This is a genomic window from Streptomyces sp. NPDC044033, assembly GCF_056434425.1.
In genome coordinates this window covers 233,131-247,735 of record NZ_JBWKFF010000013.1, presented here as the reverse complement: position 1 = coordinate 247,735, position 14,605 = coordinate 233,131, and the positions used below count along the sequence as shown (strand labels likewise).

At 69.2% G+C, this 14,605-nt stretch carries 14 protein-coding genes; 3 read left to right on the top strand and 11 right to left on the bottom strand.

The window, feature by feature from the left end; genetic code table 11:
- Positions 1–143 precede the first annotated feature (143 nt).
- The 6 genes from prcA to arc form a co-directional block, all read right to left on the bottom strand.
- Positions 144–893 carry a proteasome subunit alpha gene (gene prcA, locus AC07AB_RS23645; RefSeq protein WP_478570038.1) on the bottom strand — a complete coding sequence of 250 codons (750 nt, stop codon included), beginning with the start codon at positions 891–893 and terminating at the stop codon, positions 144–146.
- 78 nt (positions 894–971) lie between these two features.
- Complete coding sequence (gene prcB / locus AC07AB_RS23640) at positions 972–1,817, bottom strand: proteasome subunit beta (RefSeq protein ID WP_478570036.1); 846 nt, start codon at positions 1,815–1,817, stop codon at positions 972–974.
- Positions 1,769–2,362, bottom strand: coding sequence for an endonuclease VII domain-containing protein (locus tag AC07AB_RS23635; protein WP_478570034.1), 594 nt, complete (start codon positions 2,360–2,362; stop codon positions 1,769–1,771). Before AC07AB_RS23635 ends, prcB begins: the two co-directional genes overlap by 49 nt.
- Positions 2,363–2,371: 9 nt before the next feature.
- Entirely contained in the window at positions 2,372–2,590 is a 219-nt protein-coding gene (locus tag AC07AB_RS23630) for a ubiquitin-like protein Pup (protein WP_018848997.1), read from the bottom strand.
- A 130-nt stretch (positions 2,591–2,720) separates the two neighbouring features.
- Positions 2,721–4,232, bottom strand: coding sequence for a depupylase/deamidase Dop (dop, locus tag AC07AB_RS23625; RefSeq protein WP_478570032.1), 1,512 nt, complete (start codon positions 4,230–4,232; stop codon positions 2,721–2,723).
- Between the two features lie 377 nt (positions 4,233–4,609).
- The gene (arc, locus tag AC07AB_RS23620) at positions 4,610–6,376 is read right to left on the bottom strand and encodes a proteasome ATPase (RefSeq protein ID WP_478570030.1); all 1,767 of its coding nucleotides are present in this window, start codon (positions 6,374–6,376) and stop codon (positions 4,610–4,612) included.
- A gap of 253 nt (positions 6,377–6,629) precedes the next feature.
- Between arc and AC07AB_RS23615 the strand changes: the two genes are divergently transcribed.
- Positions 6,630–6,935, top strand: coding sequence for a ferredoxin (locus AC07AB_RS23615; protein WP_478570028.1), 306 nt, complete (start codon positions 6,630–6,632; stop codon positions 6,933–6,935).
- A gap of 63 nt (positions 6,936–6,998) precedes the next feature.
- Here the strand turns inward: AC07AB_RS23615 and AC07AB_RS23610 are convergent, their stop codons facing one another.
- The 3 genes from AC07AB_RS23610 to AC07AB_RS23600 all read right to left on the bottom strand — a co-directional run bounded on the left by AC07AB_RS23610 (position 6,999) and on the right by AC07AB_RS23600 (position 9,981).
- Entirely contained in the window at positions 6,999–7,595 is a 597-nt protein-coding gene (locus tag AC07AB_RS23610; protein WP_478570026.1) for a hypothetical protein, read from the bottom strand.
- Positions 7,596–7,780: 185 nt separating this feature from the next.
- The gene (locus AC07AB_RS23605) at positions 7,781–8,686 is read right to left on the bottom strand and encodes a tRNA (adenine-N1)-methyltransferase (protein WP_478570025.1); all 906 of its coding nucleotides are present in this window, start codon (positions 8,684–8,686) and stop codon (positions 7,781–7,783) included.
- 44 nt (positions 8,687–8,730) lie between these two features.
- Positions 8,731–9,981: a site-2 protease family protein gene (locus AC07AB_RS23600; RefSeq protein ID WP_478570023.1), complete on the bottom strand. Its 1,251-nt coding sequence runs from the start codon at positions 9,979–9,981 to the stop codon at positions 8,731–8,733.
- Between the two features lie 125 nt (positions 9,982–10,106).
- Here AC07AB_RS23600 and AC07AB_RS23595 point away from each other — a divergent pair, with 125 nt between their 5' ends.
- Positions 10,107–11,036: a RecB family exonuclease gene (locus AC07AB_RS23595; protein WP_478570021.1), complete on the top strand. Its 930-nt coding sequence runs from the start codon at positions 10,107–10,109 to the stop codon at positions 11,034–11,036.
- A gap of 17 nt (positions 11,037–11,053) precedes the next feature.
- Positions 11,054–11,725, top strand: coding sequence for a response regulator (locus tag AC07AB_RS23590; protein ID WP_478570019.1), 672 nt, complete (start codon positions 11,054–11,056; stop codon positions 11,723–11,725).
- A 108-nt stretch (positions 11,726–11,833) separates the two neighbouring features.
- Here the strand turns inward: AC07AB_RS23590 and AC07AB_RS23585 are convergent, their stop codons facing one another.
- Positions 11,834–13,435 carry an ABC transporter substrate-binding protein gene (locus AC07AB_RS23585; RefSeq protein ID WP_478570017.1) on the bottom strand — a complete coding sequence of 534 codons (1,602 nt, stop codon included), beginning with the start codon at positions 13,433–13,435 and terminating at the stop codon, positions 11,834–11,836.
- Between the two features lie 419 nt (positions 13,436–13,854).
- Positions 13,855–14,556, bottom strand: a complete 702-nt coding sequence (locus AC07AB_RS23580) for an HAD family hydrolase (RefSeq protein ID WP_478570015.1) — start codon at positions 14,554–14,556, stop codon at positions 13,855–13,857.
- Between the last annotated feature and the right edge of the window lie 49 nt (positions 14,557–14,605).

Here is a 14,605-nt window from a genome sequence, read left to right as displayed (position 1 = left end):
ACGGTTGGCTTGCGTTTTTCGCATGATTTACCGTTCCCCCCCCCCCCCCCCCCTCCCTCCCCTGGTTGCTTTCTTTCTCTCCTGTCTTCCTTCCCCCCCCCCCCCCCCGCCCACACCGGGGACCGGGGCCGGTCCGCCGCCGGTTACTCCTCGGCGTCCGAGTCCGAGGAGTCATCGGCGTCCGTGGCGGCGTCGCCGTCCGCGAGCAGCCGGGTCAGCTGACGGCCCAGCAGCCGCTTGAACTTCCGCTGCTGCGGCCGCGTGCGGTCCAGGATCGCCACTTCCAGCTGCTCGGCGGTCAGCGTGCGCTCCCCGCCGTTGTTGTCCCGGGACAGGGACTCGACGGCGAGCTTGAGCGCCTCGCCGAGCGTCATGCCGTCCACATGCCGCTGGTCGAGATAGCTGCTGATCTGGTCGGCGTTGCCGCCGACCGCGACGGAGCCGTGCTCGTCCACGATCGAGCCGTCGTGCGGCAGCCGGTAGATCTGGTCGTCCTCGGGGCCGTCCCCGGCCTCGGCGACGATCAGCTCGACCTCGTAGGGCTTCTCGGCGGCGCTGGAGAAGATGGTGCCCAGCGCCTGGGCGTAGACGTTGGCTAGGCCACGGGCCGTCACATCATGCCGGTCGTAGGTGTAGCCGCGCAGGTCCGCGTAGCGCACGCCGGCGATCCGCAGATTCTCGAACTCGTTGTACTTGCCGACCGCGGCGAAGGCGATCCGGTCGTAGATCTCGCTGACCTTGTGCAGCGCGCGGGACGGGTTCTCGGCGACGAAGACGATGCCGTCGGCGTACTGGAGCACGACGACGCTGCGGCCGCGCGCGATGCCCTTGCGGGCGTACTCGGCGCGGTCGGCCATGGCCTGCTGGGGTGAGACATAGAACGGCGTCGACACCGGCTATCCGTCCCTTTCTGTCAGTGGCTGGGGGACCGCCCAGCGGCGGCTGGGGAACATTCCGGCAGCTCCGCGGCGCTAGAGCAGCTCGGCCCGCGGGCCGTCCGGCTCCTGGAGCCGGTGCTCGTGGATCGCGCGGACGGCCTCGGACGCCTCCCCCTCGGTCAGCCTCCGGAACCCCTCGTCGGTGATCACGGTGAGGACGGGGTAGATGCGGCGCGCCAGGTCCGGCCCGCCGGTCGCCGAGTCGTCGTCGGCGGCGTCGTACAGCGCCTGGGTGACGAGCGTGATGGTCTGACTCTCCGTCAGGTTCTCGCGGTAGAGCTTCTTCAGCGCTCCCCGGGCGAATACGGAGCCGGAGCCGATGGCCGCGAAGCCGTACTCCTCGGACCGCCCGCCGGTGATGTCGTAGGAGAAGATCCGGCCCTTCTCGCGGTTGGCGTCCCAGCCCGCGAAGAGCGGCACCACGGCGAGGCCCTGCATGGCCATGCCGAGGTTGCTGCGGATCATGGTGGAGAGGCGGTTGGCCTTGCCCTCCAGCGAAAGGGTGGCGCCTTCGACCTTCTCGAAGTGCTCCAGCTCCAGCTGGAAGAGCTTGACCATCTCCACGGCCAGCCCGGCCGTGCCGGCGATGCCGACGGCCGAGTACTCATCGGCCGGGAAGACCTTCTGGACGTCGCGCTGCGCGATGATGTTGCCCATCGTCGCCCGCCGGTCGCCGGCGAGCACCACGCCGCCCGGGAACGTCGCCCCGACGATGGTGGTGCCGTGCGGCAGCTCGATCGCGCCTTGTACGGACGGCAGCTCCCGGTTGCCCGGCAGCATCCCCGGAGAGTGCTCGGTCAGGAAGTCCATGAACGAGGACGAGCCGGGCGTCAGGAAGGCAGCCGGCAGACGCCCTGAACTACGAGTGTTGGCTTCCACGCGTTTCCTTCCAGGTATGCGATGGCCCGACGCATGGTGCCGGGATCGTCTCCCAACTTGCCGATGGCCGAATTGCAGTTGAAGCACAGTACGCCACGGACCCTACCCGTCTGATGGCGGTGATCCACATGCGCGGCTGGGGCGTTGAGACAGATCACGCGGATATTCATCTGCGCGGCGATCGTCTCGTCGCGCTCGGTTTCGGTAATGCCGTACTGACGCCTCGGATGATTCGCTCGCCCCTCGACGGCCCGGCGCGCTGTGCAGCGCGTCGGCAGGCCGCCGGAGGCCGTCGCATCGCGGTGCCACTCACCGTGATCCTCGGCTTCGCCGCACCTGCGGCAACGCTCGAACCCCACAGGTACAGCGGGGTTCTTGAACTCACGGCGCTCTTGCCGCTTCCGCCGTTCCCATGACGTCGCGTATTCACGGGCGCAGGATTTGCGGTAGCCCCGCAGACCATCATCCCGCCCGCCGCGCCGGCCAAAGGCTTCACGAGGCAGGGATGCCTCACAGCGAGGGCACCGCTTGAGCTCGGCGTTCATATCCTTGGACTACTGTCCACCCTTTTGAACGAACGAGCGTACGAAGTCCTCGGCATTCTCTTCGAGTACGTCGTCGATTTCGTCCAGAACAGAGTCCACGTCGTCCGACAGCTTCTCCTGCCGCTCCTTGAGGTCCTCCGCAGCCTGCGCGTCCTGCGCCTGCTCCTCGACCTCCTCGGTGGAACGCGTCGCCTTCTGCTGTCCGCCGCCGGTGTCCTTGGTCGCCATCTACCTCACCCCGCTCGGTTCGATGCACTTGATCAGACCCTACAAGCAGGGTCCGACATTGGCCCTTTACTTCCCCAACGTCCGGGAACCACCTCGATGATTCCCATACGCCGGCCCTTTCAGCCCCGGTTCAGCCCCCGGACAGCACCCGGACCAGTTCCTCGGCCGTACGGCACCGGTCCAGGAGCTCCTTGACGTGGTTGCGGGTGCCGCGCAGCGGCTCCAGGGTGGGGACCCGTTGCAGGGAGTCACGGCCCGGGAGATCGAAGATGACCGAGTCCCAGGAGGCCGCGGCGACGTCGTCCGCGTACTGCTCCAGGCAGCGGCCGCGGAAGTACGCGCGGGTGTCCTCCGGCGGCTTCGTACGGGCCCGCCCGACGTCGCCCTCGTCCAGCAGCCGCTTCATCCTGCCGCGGGCCACGAGGCGGTTGTAGAGCCCCTTGTCGGGCCGTACGTCCGCGTACTGGAGGTCCACCAGCTGCAGCCGGGCGGCGTCCCAGTCCAGGCCGTCGCGGCGCCGGTAGCCCTCCAGCAGCTCGCGCTTGGCGACCCAGTCCAACTCGCCGGCCAGGCTCATCGGGTCGTGCTCCAGCCGGTTCAGCACGTCCTCCCAACGGGTGAGCACGTCCCTGGTCTGCTCGTCGGCGTCCACGCCGTAGCGGTCCTCGACGTACTTGCGGGCCAGCTCGAAGTACTCCATCTGGAGCTGTACGGCGGTCAGCGTGCGGCCGCTGCGCAGCGTGATCAGATGGTGCAGGGAGGGATCGTGCGAGACCTGGTGCAGGGTGCGCACGGGCTGGTCGATGGCGAGGTCGGCGGTGATGAAACCGTCCTCGATCATCGACAGGACCAGCGCGGTGGTGCCGAGCTTGAGGTAGGTGGAGATCTCCGAGAGGTTGGCGTCGCCGATGATGACGTGCAGTCGGCGGTAGCGCTCGGCGTCGGCGTGCGGCTCGTCGCGGGTGTTGATGATGGGCCGCTTGAGAGTGGTCTCCAGGCCCACCTCGACCTCGAAGTAGTCGGCGCGCTGGCTGAGCTGGAACCCCTGCTCGTGGCCGTCCTGGCCGATGCCGACGCGCCCGGCGCCCGTGACGACCTGACGCGAGACGAAGAACGGCGTCAGGTGGCGCACGATGTCCGAGAACGGGGTCTCCCGCTTCATCAGGTAGTTCTCGTGCGTGCCGTAGGACGCGCCCTTGTTGTCGGTGTTGTTCTTGTAGAGGTGGATCGGCTGGGCCCCGGGCAGGCCCGCCGCGCGCTCGGCGGCCTCCGCCATGATGCGCTCCCCCGCCTTGTCCCACAGGACGGCGTCGCGGGGGTTGGTGACCTCCGGGGAGCTGTACTCGGGGTGCGCGTGGTCCACGTACAGCCGCGCGCCGTTGGTGAGGATCACATTGGCCAGGCCGATGTCCTCGTCGGTGAGCTGGCTGGAGTCGGCGGTCTCCCGAGCGAGGTCGAAGCCCCGGGCGTCCCGCAGCGGGTTCTCCTCCTCGAAGTCCCAGCGGGCTCGCCGCGCCCGGTGCATCGCCGCCGCGTAGGCGTTGACGACCTGGGACGAGGTGAGCATGGCATTGGCGTTCGGGTGGCCAGGGACGGAGATCCCGTACTCCGTCTCGATGCCCATTACTCGCCGTACGGTCATGCGGCCCTCCTTGCCCGGCGGCGCCCCCCGATGGGGTAGGCGCTCAAGTACCGCTGCGCTTCCGGTCCGTGTGCGGTCCCGATCCCCCACTGCGCTTCGCGGCGGTACCGCAGAGCCTAGAACGGCTTTGCGGCGGTGGGGAGATCATTACAGTCATTCCTCGGGTCCGGTCCTTCGACGGCGTCCGGATTTCGCTGCGGCTGCTTCGTTGAAGTTCGGTGCGGCTCGTCGGAGTCGGTTGAATGTCGGTGGAAATAGGCCCCGGAACTGCGGCGGGATGCGTCGGCGCCCGTCGAGATCGGCCGAGATTGGTTGAGGCGAAAAATACGTCCGGCCGCGGACGCCCCGTGCAGGACATCCGCAGCCGGACGGCGGTGTTACAGGTACTGGCCGGTATTGGCCACCGTGTCGATGGAACGGCCGGTGTCCGCGCCTTGTTTTCCGGTGACCAGCGTGCGGATGAAGACGATCCGCTCGCCCTTCTTGCCGGAGATACGGGCCCAGTCGTCCGGGTTGGTGGTGTTGGGCAGGTCCTCGTTCTCCTTGAACTCGTCCACGCAGGCGGCGAGCAGGTGAGCGACGCGGATGCCCTTCTGGTTGTGATCGAGGAATGCCTTGATCGCCATTTTCTTGGCCCGGTCCACGATGTTCTGGATCATCGCTCCGGAGTTGAAGTCCTTGAAGTAAAGGACTTCCTTGTCGCCGTTGGCGTACGTGACCTCCAGGAAGCGGTTCTCCTCGGACTCCGCGTACATCTGCTCGACGACCGACTGGATCATGCCGGAGACCGCGGAGGCGCCCGAGCCGCTGTGCTCGGCCAGGTCGTCCGTGTGGATCGGCAGGGTCGGGGTCAGGTACTTCGTGAAGATGTCCTTCGCGGCCTCGGCGTCGGGGCGCTCGATCTTGATCTTCACGTCGAGCCGGCCGGGGCGCAGGATCGCGGGGTCGATCATGTCCTCGCGGTTGGAGGCGCCGATGACGATGACGTTCTCCAGGCCCTCCACGCCGTCGATCTCCGCGAGCAGCTGCGGGACGATGGTGTTCTCCACGTCCGAGCTGACGCCGGAGCCGCGGGTGCGGAAGAGCGACTCCATCTCGTCGAAGAAGATGATGACCGGGGTGCCCTCGCTGGCCTTCTCCCTGGCCCGCTGGAAGACGAGGCGGATGTGCCGCTCGGTCTCGCCGACGTACTTGTTGAGCAGCTCCGGGCCCTTGATGTTGAGGAAGAAGCTCTTCCCCGCGGGCTTTCCGGTGACCTCGGCCACCTTCTTGGCAAGGGAGTTGGCGACGGCCTTGGCGATCAGCGTCTTGCCACAGCCGGGCGGGCCGTACAGCAGCACGCCCTTGGGCGGCCGCAGTTCGTGCTCCTTGAAGAGGTCGGGGTAGAGGTAGGGCAGCTCGACCGCGTCACGGATCAGCTCGATCTGGTTGCCCAGGCCGCCGATCTTCGTGTAGTCGATGTCCGGGACCTCTTCGAGGACGAGCTCCTCGACCTCGCTCTTCGGGATGACTTCGTAGACGTAGCCGGATCGGGAGTCGAGCAGCAGCGCGTCGCCGGGCCGGATGGTGATGTCCAGCAGCGGCTCGGCGAGCCTCACCACCCGCTCCTCGTCGGTGTGCCCGATCACCAGGGCCCGCTCGCCGTCCTCAAGGATCTCCTTGAGGGTGACGATGTCCCCGGCGCTCTCGAACTCCATGGCTTCGACCACGTTGAGCGCCTCGTTGAGCATGACCTCCTGGCCACGCCTCAGCTCTTCGAGTTCGACGCTCGGGCTGACATTCACGCGGAGTTTGCGGCCGCCGGTGAAGATGTCGGCCGTACCGTCCTCGTTCGCCTGCAGGAAGACCCCGAAGCCGGCCGGCGGCTGCGCGAGCCGGTCGACCTCCTCCTTGAGGGCCACAATCTGGTCGCGGGCCTCACGGAGCGTGTTGGCGAGCCGCTCGTTCTGAGCGGACACACCGGCCAGGTTGGTCTGCAGCTCGACGATCCGCTCTTCGAGAATCCTCGTATGACGCGGCGAGTCGGCGAGCTTGCGCCGCAGGACGGCGATCTCCTGCTCAAGATAGGCAACCTGGCCGGCGGGGTCCTCAGACCCTCGCCCCGGCCGGATGCCGCGGTTGATGTCGTCGTCGTGGGCTGCCACGGTCCTCACCTCCTCCAAGGGGAGCTGGACGCTTCCTGACCCTACCTGGGCCGGTGCAGGTTGAAACCCCTAGATCACAAACCCGGTCGGGGTGTGTCCGATCTTCACCCTTGCGCACGTCCTTACCTGAGGGGAATACCCACCCAACAACATCGGAAAGCGAGCGGTTGTATCGTCGAGTCGGTCAACACCCGTCAGGGCTGGCACGACTTACCGCAAGATTTAACGCGCGACGCAGGGAACGGCAGGCGAGATGACCGTGCAGGACGAAGCCCGGGAAAGCACCGAGGATCTTGAGGTCTGGATCGATCAGGATCTGTGCACCGGTGACGGAATCTGCGCGCAGTACGCCCCGGAGGTCTTCGAGCTCGACATCGACGGCCTCGCGTACGTCAAGAGCGCCGGGGACGAACTGCTCCAGGACAAGGGGGCCACAACGCCCGTCCCGCTGCCGCTGCTGAACGACGTGCGGGACTCGGCGAAGGAGTGCCCCGGCGACTGCATCCATGTGCGCCGGGTCGCGGACCAGGTCGAGGTCTACGGACCCGACGCCGACTGAGGCGGCGCGCGACGACACCGTGTGACCGGCACACACTCGCTGTGACCGGTCGGCCTGTGGCCGTCAGACGCTGCCCGGGACGGGCAGCGCGGTGAGGGCGAACTTCCCGCCCTTCCACTGCCACTTGACCCCGCGCTGCTTGTCGGGGCAGCAGCGCGGCACGTCCTTCGAGGAGTAGCCGAGCAGGGTAGCCGAGACGGTGGCCCCCGTCACTCGGAAGTCCATGACGCTCATCCGCTGCGCCGGGTCGAGGAGCGTCGCCTCGACCCGGGGCCGCCCGCCCTCCGCGGCCGGCTGCGCGAGCGCGTACACGCCGCTCGGCGGGGTGCCCCCTGCCGCGTGGCAGCGCACCACGGCGACGGTCTCGGGCCGCCCGTCGCCGTCGAAGTCGGCCGAGCCCTTCGCCACGACGTCCACCTCCGCCTGGCCGCAGTCGACCGGATAGTGCGCCGCGTGCGCATCGGGCGCTCCGGCAGGCGGCGTACCGGGATGTGGTGCAGATGTAGTAGCCGTGGCGTCCGCGGGCTGGACGAAGGCCGCGCCGGCGACGACGAGGGCGAGCGCGGCGGCGGTCGCGACCCAGTGCACGGGGCGGGTACGGGCGTGGGAAGGGTCAGTGCCGGGCGCGGGGAAGGGCCCAGTGCCTGCCAGGGGCTGCACGCGGGATGACTCCTGTGAGAGCTGTGCCGTCGGGGTGTCCAGCATCGTGCCACATGGCATGACGCCGTGGAACCACCGAGTCCGGCGTAGCTGGTGCCCTTCCAACGCGTCGGCCCCGCCCCCGAGTTCCGCCGGCGCGGGATTCGGTGGGCGGGGCCGGTCGTGCGTAGGGGGCGTGCCGGGCGTCAGCGCTCGGCGGAGCCGCTCTGGCTCCCCGGGCCCGTGTAGTCGTCGCCGTAGGCGCCCTTCGCGGGGCGGCGGCGGCGCAGCGGCGGCTCCACGCCGTCCGCGAGGCGGCGGGCGGTGAGCAGGAAGCCGGTGTGCCCGATCATGCGGTGGTCGGGGCGTACGGCCAGGCCCTCGACGTGCCAGGTGCGGACCATGGTCTCCCAGGCCGACGGCTCGTTGAAGGTGCCGTGCTCGCGGATCGCCTCGACGGTGCGGGCGAGCTGCGTGGTGGTGGCCACGTACGCGCAGAGGATGCCGCCGGGCACGAGCGCCTTGGAGACGACCTCCAGGCACTCCCAGGGGGCGAGCATGTCGAGGATCACCCGGTCGACCTCGGTGTCGGACAGGTTGTCCTGGAGGTCGCCGACGGTGAGCGTCCAGGCGGGGTGCGGGGCGCCGAAGTAGCGCTGCACGTTCTGCGTGGCGATCTCGGCGAAGTCGGCCCGGCGCTCGTAGGAGTGCAGCATGCCCTGATCGCCGATGGCGCGCAGCAGGAAGCTGCTCAGGGAGCCGGAGCCGACGCCTGCCTCGACGACGCGGGCGCCGGGGAAGATGTCGGCCATCGCCAGGATCTGCCCCGCGTCCTTGGGGTAGACCACGGCGGCTCCGCGCGGCATGGACAGGACATAGTCGGGGAGCAGGGGGCGCAGCGCGAGGTAGGCGACGTTTCCCGTGGTTCGGACAACACTGCCCTCGGGAGCACCGATCAGCTCGTCGTGCGGGAAGGCACCCTTGTGGGTGTGGAACTGCTTCCCGGCTTCGAGCGTGAAGGTGTAGTGGCGTCCCTTGGGGTCGGTGAGCTGGACCTGGTCCCCGACCTGGAAGGGGCCGCGACGGCGGGCGGCACCGGTCGGTTCGGACATGTGACCAGCCTACCTGGGGTCGCGGGCCGTCACTCCCGCGGTCCCTACTGCTGGGGCCGGGCCATGGCGGCGACGAAGGCCCGCTCGACGTCGGAGGTGGCGAGCACGCCGTAGATCTCGCCGGTCTCCTCGACGACCAGGTACTCGGTGGCGGGGGTGGTCCGCAGGGTGTCCAAGAGCTCCTCGCCGGCGAGCTCGGCGGAGACCCGCATGCCGTCCTTGAGGTCCTGGGCCAGGCCGCTGACGGCGACCCAGGGGCGCCGGTGCTCGGGGACGCCGACGATGGCGGACTCGCGGACGACGGCGTTCGGGGCGCCGGTGGCGTCCACGACGACCAGGGCGCGGGCCCCGGCGTCGTTGGCGCGGCGCAGCGCCTCGGAGAGGGGGGTGGCGGCCTCCACGGGGACGGCCCGCCGGGTGAGCGTACGGACCGTGAGTCCCGGGAGGCGTTCGCGCAGCCGGGCCACGCGCAGGCTGTTGCCGGCGCCGGTCCAGATGATCGCGGCGAGGATCGCGGCGAGCAGGGCGTCGGTGAGCGAGTCGACGCCGCCGAAGCTCTCGGTCTCGTCGCCGAGGCTGCCCGCCTGGGTGAGCAGCGGCAGCCCCACCAGGACGGCCACCGCGAGGCCCCGGCCGACCCAGGCGGCGGCGACGGTGCCGGTCATCGGGTTGCCGCTGATCTTCCAGACGACGGCGCGGAGCATCCGGCCGCCGTCGAGCGGCAGCCCGGGCAGCAGGTTGAAGATCGCGACGATCAGGTTGGAGATCATCAGCCCGGCGAGCAGCACGCCGGGCACGGTGCCGGGCTCGACGGTCTGCATGCCGAGGTAGAAGACGCCGGCGAGGACGAGCGAGAGCAGGGGGCCGACGAAGGCGAGGACGAATTCGCGGCCCGGCGTCTCGGCGTCCTTCTCGATCTCCGAGACGCCGCCGAAGAACTGGAGCTGGATGCGGCGGACGGGGAGCTTGAAGCGCAGCGCGGCGACGGTGTGGGCGAGCTCGTGGACGAGGACCGAGGCGTAGAAGGCGACGGCGAAGAAGAGCGAGACGAGGTAGCGGGCCCGGCCGAGCTCGGGCAGGACCCGGTCGAGCTGGCCGCCGAAGACCCAGGTGATGAGGGCGGCGACCAGGAACCAGCTGGGGGCGACGTAGACCGGTACGCCGAAGGGGCGGCCCATGAGGATGCCGCCGCCCCGCTCGCGCGGGCGGCGCGGCTTGCGGCCTTCGGGCTCTTTGGGCTCCTCGGCCTGGGGGCCCGCTCCCCCGCCGGACTGGCCCTGCCCGCTGTTCTCCACAGTGTCCCCTCGTCGGCGCTCTGCCCCGCACCCGCCTGGTGCGTTTCCACGATCATGCAGTGCGAGGCGGTCTGCCGTCGATGGTATGCGGCTCGCTGTCAGTGGGGGGCCGTAGGGTCTGCGGCATGGGAACGAGCACCGAGAAGACTCCGCAGGCCCGGCCGACCGCGCTCCGGACCGCGTCAGCCGAACGGCCCACGGCGCTGTCACCGTCGCGTGCGGGCGATTTCATGCGGTGCCCGTTGCTCTACCGCTTCCGGGTGATCGACAAGCTGCCGGAGAAGCCGAGCGCCGCGGCGACGCGCGGCACGGTGGTGCACGCGGTGCTGGAGCGGCTCTTCGACGCGCCGGCGGTGGAGCGTACGGCCGAGGGCGCGCGGGCCATGGTGCCGGGTGAGTGGGAGAAGCTGCTCGCCAAGCGGCCGGAGCTGGCGGAGCTGTTCGAGGACGATCCGCGGGGGGAGCGGCTGGCCGGGTGGCTGGGCGACGCGGAGCGGCTGGTGGACCGGTGGTTCACGCTGGAGGACCCGACGCGGCTGGAGCCCGCCGACCGGGAGCTGTATGTGGAGACGGTGCTCGATTCGGGGCTGACGCTGCGGGGCTTCATCGACCGGGTCGATGTCGCGCCCAGCGGCGAGGTGCGGCTCGTGGACTACAAGACGGGCAAGGCCCCGGCTCCGCAGTACCAGTCGGAGCCGCTGTTCCAGATGAAGTTCTACGCGCTGGTGATGTGGCGGCTGCGGGGCGCGGTGCCGCGCCGGCTCCAGCTGGTCTATCTGGGCAGCGGCGATGTGCTGACGTACGACCCGACCGAGGCGGACCTGCTGGGGGTCGAGCGCAAGCTGCTCGCCCTGTGGGAGGCGATCGCCCTGGCGACCGAGACGGGTGACTGGCGGCCGCGGCCGAGCAAGCTGTGCGGCTGGTGCGATCACCAGGCCGTGTGCCCGGAGTTCGGCGGCACGCCGCCGCCCTATCCGCTGCCGGTCGCGGGTGCCGGGGAGGCCGGGTCAGTGGCTTCGGGGCAGGTGCCGCAAGGCAGAATGGGGCAGATCTAGCGAAGGAGAGAGTCCCTGTGGCTATCCGCGTCCTACTGGTCGACGACCAGCCGCTGCTGCGCACCGGTTTCCGGATGATCCTGGAGGCCGAGCAGGATCTCGCGGTCGTCGGCGAGGCCGGTGACGGCCTCCAGGCGCTCGATCAGGTGCGGGCGCTGCAGCCCGATGTGGTGCTGATGGACATCCGGATGCCCCGGATGGACGGCGTGGAGGCGACCCGGCAGATCACCGGGCCGGGCCGGGACGGCCCGGCGAAGGTGCTGGTGCTGACCACCTTCGACCTCGATGAGTACGTGGTGGAGGCGCTGCGCGCGGGGGCCAGCGGCTTTCTGCTCAAGGACGCCCCGGCCGACGAGCTCGTACAGGCGATCCGGGTGGTGGCGGGCGGCGAGGCGATGCTCGCGCCGAGCATCACGCGGCGGCTGCTGGACAAGTACGCCGGGCATCTGCCGTCCGGTGAGGAGAAGGTCCCGGACACGCTGGACACGCTGACCGAGCGCGAGGTGGAGGTGCTCAAGCTGGTGGCGCGTGGCCTGTCGAACGCGGAGATCGCCGCGGACCTGTTCGTGAGCGAGACGACGGTCAAGACGCATGTGGGGCATGTGCTGACCAAGCTGGGGCTGCGGGACCGGGTGCAGGCCGCGGTCTACGCGTACGAGAGCGGGCTGGTGCGCCCCGGCGCGCAGTAGCGGCAGGGGTCCCCGCGCCCGCGGCGGGGACATGGGAAATGGCCGACGGCCCGCTTGGAGAAGCGGGCCGTCGGCCATTGTGCTGGGGTGTGGCTGTCCCGCGGTGGCTCAGACGCCGCGGCCGAGTTCCCAGGGCTGGATCTGGGAGGAGGAGTTGAGCGCCCACTCCACGCCGGTGATGTTCTCGCGCGCGGCCACGTACTGCTTGCCCTGCCACAGCGGCAGGATCGGCACGTCGTCGGCGACGATGTCCTGGGCCTGCTGGAACAGCGGGGCCGCGGCGTCGCGGCGCGCCTCCTGCCGGGTGTCCGGGATGAGCTTGTCGGTGATCTTCGGGTTCCGGTAGGGGGACTTGAGGAAGTTGCCCTGGCCGAAGAACGGGGCGATGAAGTTGTCCGGGTCCGGGAAGTCGGGGAACCAGCCCATGCCGTACACGCTGTACTCGCCGTTGATGCTCGCGGGGCGGAACTTGGACCACTCGACGCCCTGGATCTTCACGTCGAAGAGCCCGCTGCCGTTGAGCTGGTCCTGGAGCCCCTTGAACTCCTTGGCGGTCGCCTCGCCGTAGTGGTCCGTGGTGTACGTGAGGGTGAGCGGCACCGGGGTGCTGATGTTCGCCGACTGGAGGGTGGAGCGCGCCTTCTCCGTGCTGGGCATCGTCCCGTACTTGTTGGAGAAGGAGTTCTGGTGGCTGGTGATGCCGCTGGGGACGAGCGAGTACAGCGGCACGGTCGTACGGCCGTAGTCGTCGCGGGTCAGCGCCTGCCGGTCGATCACCTGCGCCATCGCCTGGCGCACCGCCTTGTTCTTCACCGAGGGGTCGTTGGTGTTGAAGGCCAGGAAGCTGATCTCCTGCCCCGGCGACTCGACGATGTTGATGTCCTTGGCCGTGGAGGCGCGCAGCCGGGTGATCTGCTCGGGCGACATGGAGCGGTTCATGACGTCGATGTCACCGGCCTTGAGCGCCTTCTCCATCGAGGTGGAGCTCTCGAAGAAGCGCATCTCGGACTTGTTGTTCTGGAGCTTCAGCCCGCCCTTGTAGTTCGGGTTCTTCGAGAAGACCGCCTTGGTGACCCGGCCGCCCGACTCCTCGGCCTTCATCGTGTACGGGCCGGACCCGACGAGGTCGTAGCCGTCGCGGACCTTCTTGCCGTCGTAGACCTCGCTGTCGACGATGCCGCCGGCCGGCGTGGAGATCTTCTGCGCGAAGGTGGCGTCGGAGCTCTTGAGGTGGAAGACGACCTCGTGGTCGTTGGGCGTCTCCACCCGGTCGACGTTGTCGAACAGCGAGGCCGGGCCGTTCTTGAAGTTGATGTTCCGGACGCGGTCGATCGAGAATTTCACGTCCTTGGCGGTGAGGTCGTGACCGTTGGAGAATTTCAGGCCATCGCGCAGCTTGCAGCGGAACTGCTCGTTCTTGCGGTCGCCGAACCAGCACTTCGAGGCGGCGTCCGGGACCGGTTCGGTGCCGGAGCGCGGCAGCCTCAGCAGCGTCTGGAAGGTGCTGCGCAGCACGGTCAGGCCGGCGATGTCGTACACCTCGGCCGGGTCGAAGGGCGCTGGGGTGTCCTTCGACAGCTCGAACCGGTCCGTGCTGCCGATGACGATGGCACCGCCATCCTTGCCGGCACCGCCGGACCCGCCACAGGCGACGAGCACAGGGGCCAAGAGGCCCACCACGGTCGGCAGCACCAGCGTCTTGCGGTTCATTGTCGGGGCTCTCCCTGCGATCGATCCCGGGACCATACCGACGTCGGGTGCGCTGGCCACAGGGTCAGTGGTGAAGTACTCGCGAAGACATTAGTGCGCGCGGCCAGCAACTCTGGAACGCGGCCGAGTTGAGCTGATATCACGCCCCGATAACGGGCGGCGATTCACCGATATCCGGACGCCGGAACGATTCGTACGCGAGATCATCAATCGGGACACAAGGGTGCTCCAAGACCGGTTTGCGGGGGTGTCGCGACGACCACCACCCACCTTGTCGACGCCGCTGTCCGTGATAAACCTCACTCCCCCGAAAAGGTTGCGCCGTCCTGCAATTCGGACGACCTATTAGTCACGCAAAATAAGCGGCCCTGCGCCGAGCGTTCCTCAGCGTCATTACCCGGCCCACGCTCAGTACCCGGTCAGTGCATTGCTGTAATCAGCGACCGGAGGAAAGTCAGGTCGACTTCCTCCAGCGAACCGACGACGCTGCGCCCGGCCGCGGCGGGGATCGGCGCGAGCGACGGCACCGCCACCACCCGGCACCCGGCCGCCTCCGCCGCGGCCACGCCCGTGGCGGTGTCCTCCACCACGGCGCACCGGGCGGGGTCCACGCCGAGCCGGGCCGCGGCGAGCAGATAGGGGTCCGGGTGGGGCTTCGTACGCTCCAGCTCGTCGCCGGCGACGGTCAGCGTGAAGTTCTCCGGCCCGAGCGTGCCGAGCACCCGGTCGATGATCTGCCGGTGCGAGGCGGAGACCAGCGCGGTCGGCACCCGGTGGGCGGCCAGCTCGGTGAGGAGCCGCCGCGCGCCGGGCATCAGCGGCACCCCGCCGACGATCGTCTTGGCGAACCGCGCGTTGAGCAGCACGCTCAGCTCGGCGAGGGCGATCCGCGCGCCGGTGGCCTGGATCAGATACGCGGCGCTGCGCGTCATCGGACCGCCGACGACCACCTCGCGGTACTCGTCGAGGAGCGTGTGCCCGAGCTCCGCGAAGACCGCGACCTCCACGTCCCACCAGAAGCCCTCGGTGTCGACCAGGGTGCCGTCCATGTCGAGCAGCACGGCCTGCAGGGCGGAGTCTTCGGCCGTACGGGTGTCGACGGCGGGGATGCTGCTGGTCATCCGCACACACCTCACAGAAGGGACGAGAAGGCCGGCCGCCGTCCCCGAA

Excerpts from the sequence above, each read along its gene's own strand:
- AC07AB_RS23595 (WP_478570021.1), top strand. The coding sequence starts at position 10,107 with ATGGGAACGAGCACCGAGAAGACTCCGCAGGCCCGGCCGACCGCGCTC.
- AC07AB_RS23630 (WP_018848997.1), bottom strand. The coding sequence starts at position 2,590 with ATGGCGACCAAGGACACCGGCGGCGGACAGCAGAAGGCGACGCGTTCC.
- AC07AB_RS23615 (WP_478570028.1), top strand. The coding sequence starts at position 6,630 with ATGACCGTGCAGGACGAAGCCCGGGAAAGCACCGAGGATCTTGAGGTC.
- AC07AB_RS23635 (WP_478570034.1), bottom strand. The coding sequence starts at position 2,362 with ATGAACGCCGAGCTCAAGCGGTGCCCTCGCTGTGAGGCATCCCTGCCT.
- AC07AB_RS23605 (WP_478570025.1), bottom strand. The coding sequence starts at position 8,686 with ATGTCCGAACCGACCGGTGCCGCCCGCCGTCGCGGCCCCTTCCAGGTC.
- AC07AB_RS23585 (WP_478570017.1), bottom strand. The coding sequence starts at position 13,435 with ATGAACCGCAAGACGCTGGTGCTGCCGACCGTGGTGGGCCTCTTGGCC.
- dop (WP_478570032.1), bottom strand. The coding sequence starts at position 4,232 with ATGACCGTACGGCGAGTAATGGGCATCGAGACGGAGTACGGGATCTCC.
- AC07AB_RS23580 (WP_478570015.1), bottom strand. The coding sequence starts at position 14,556 with ATGACCAGCAGCATCCCCGCCGTCGACACCCGTACGGCCGAAGACTCC.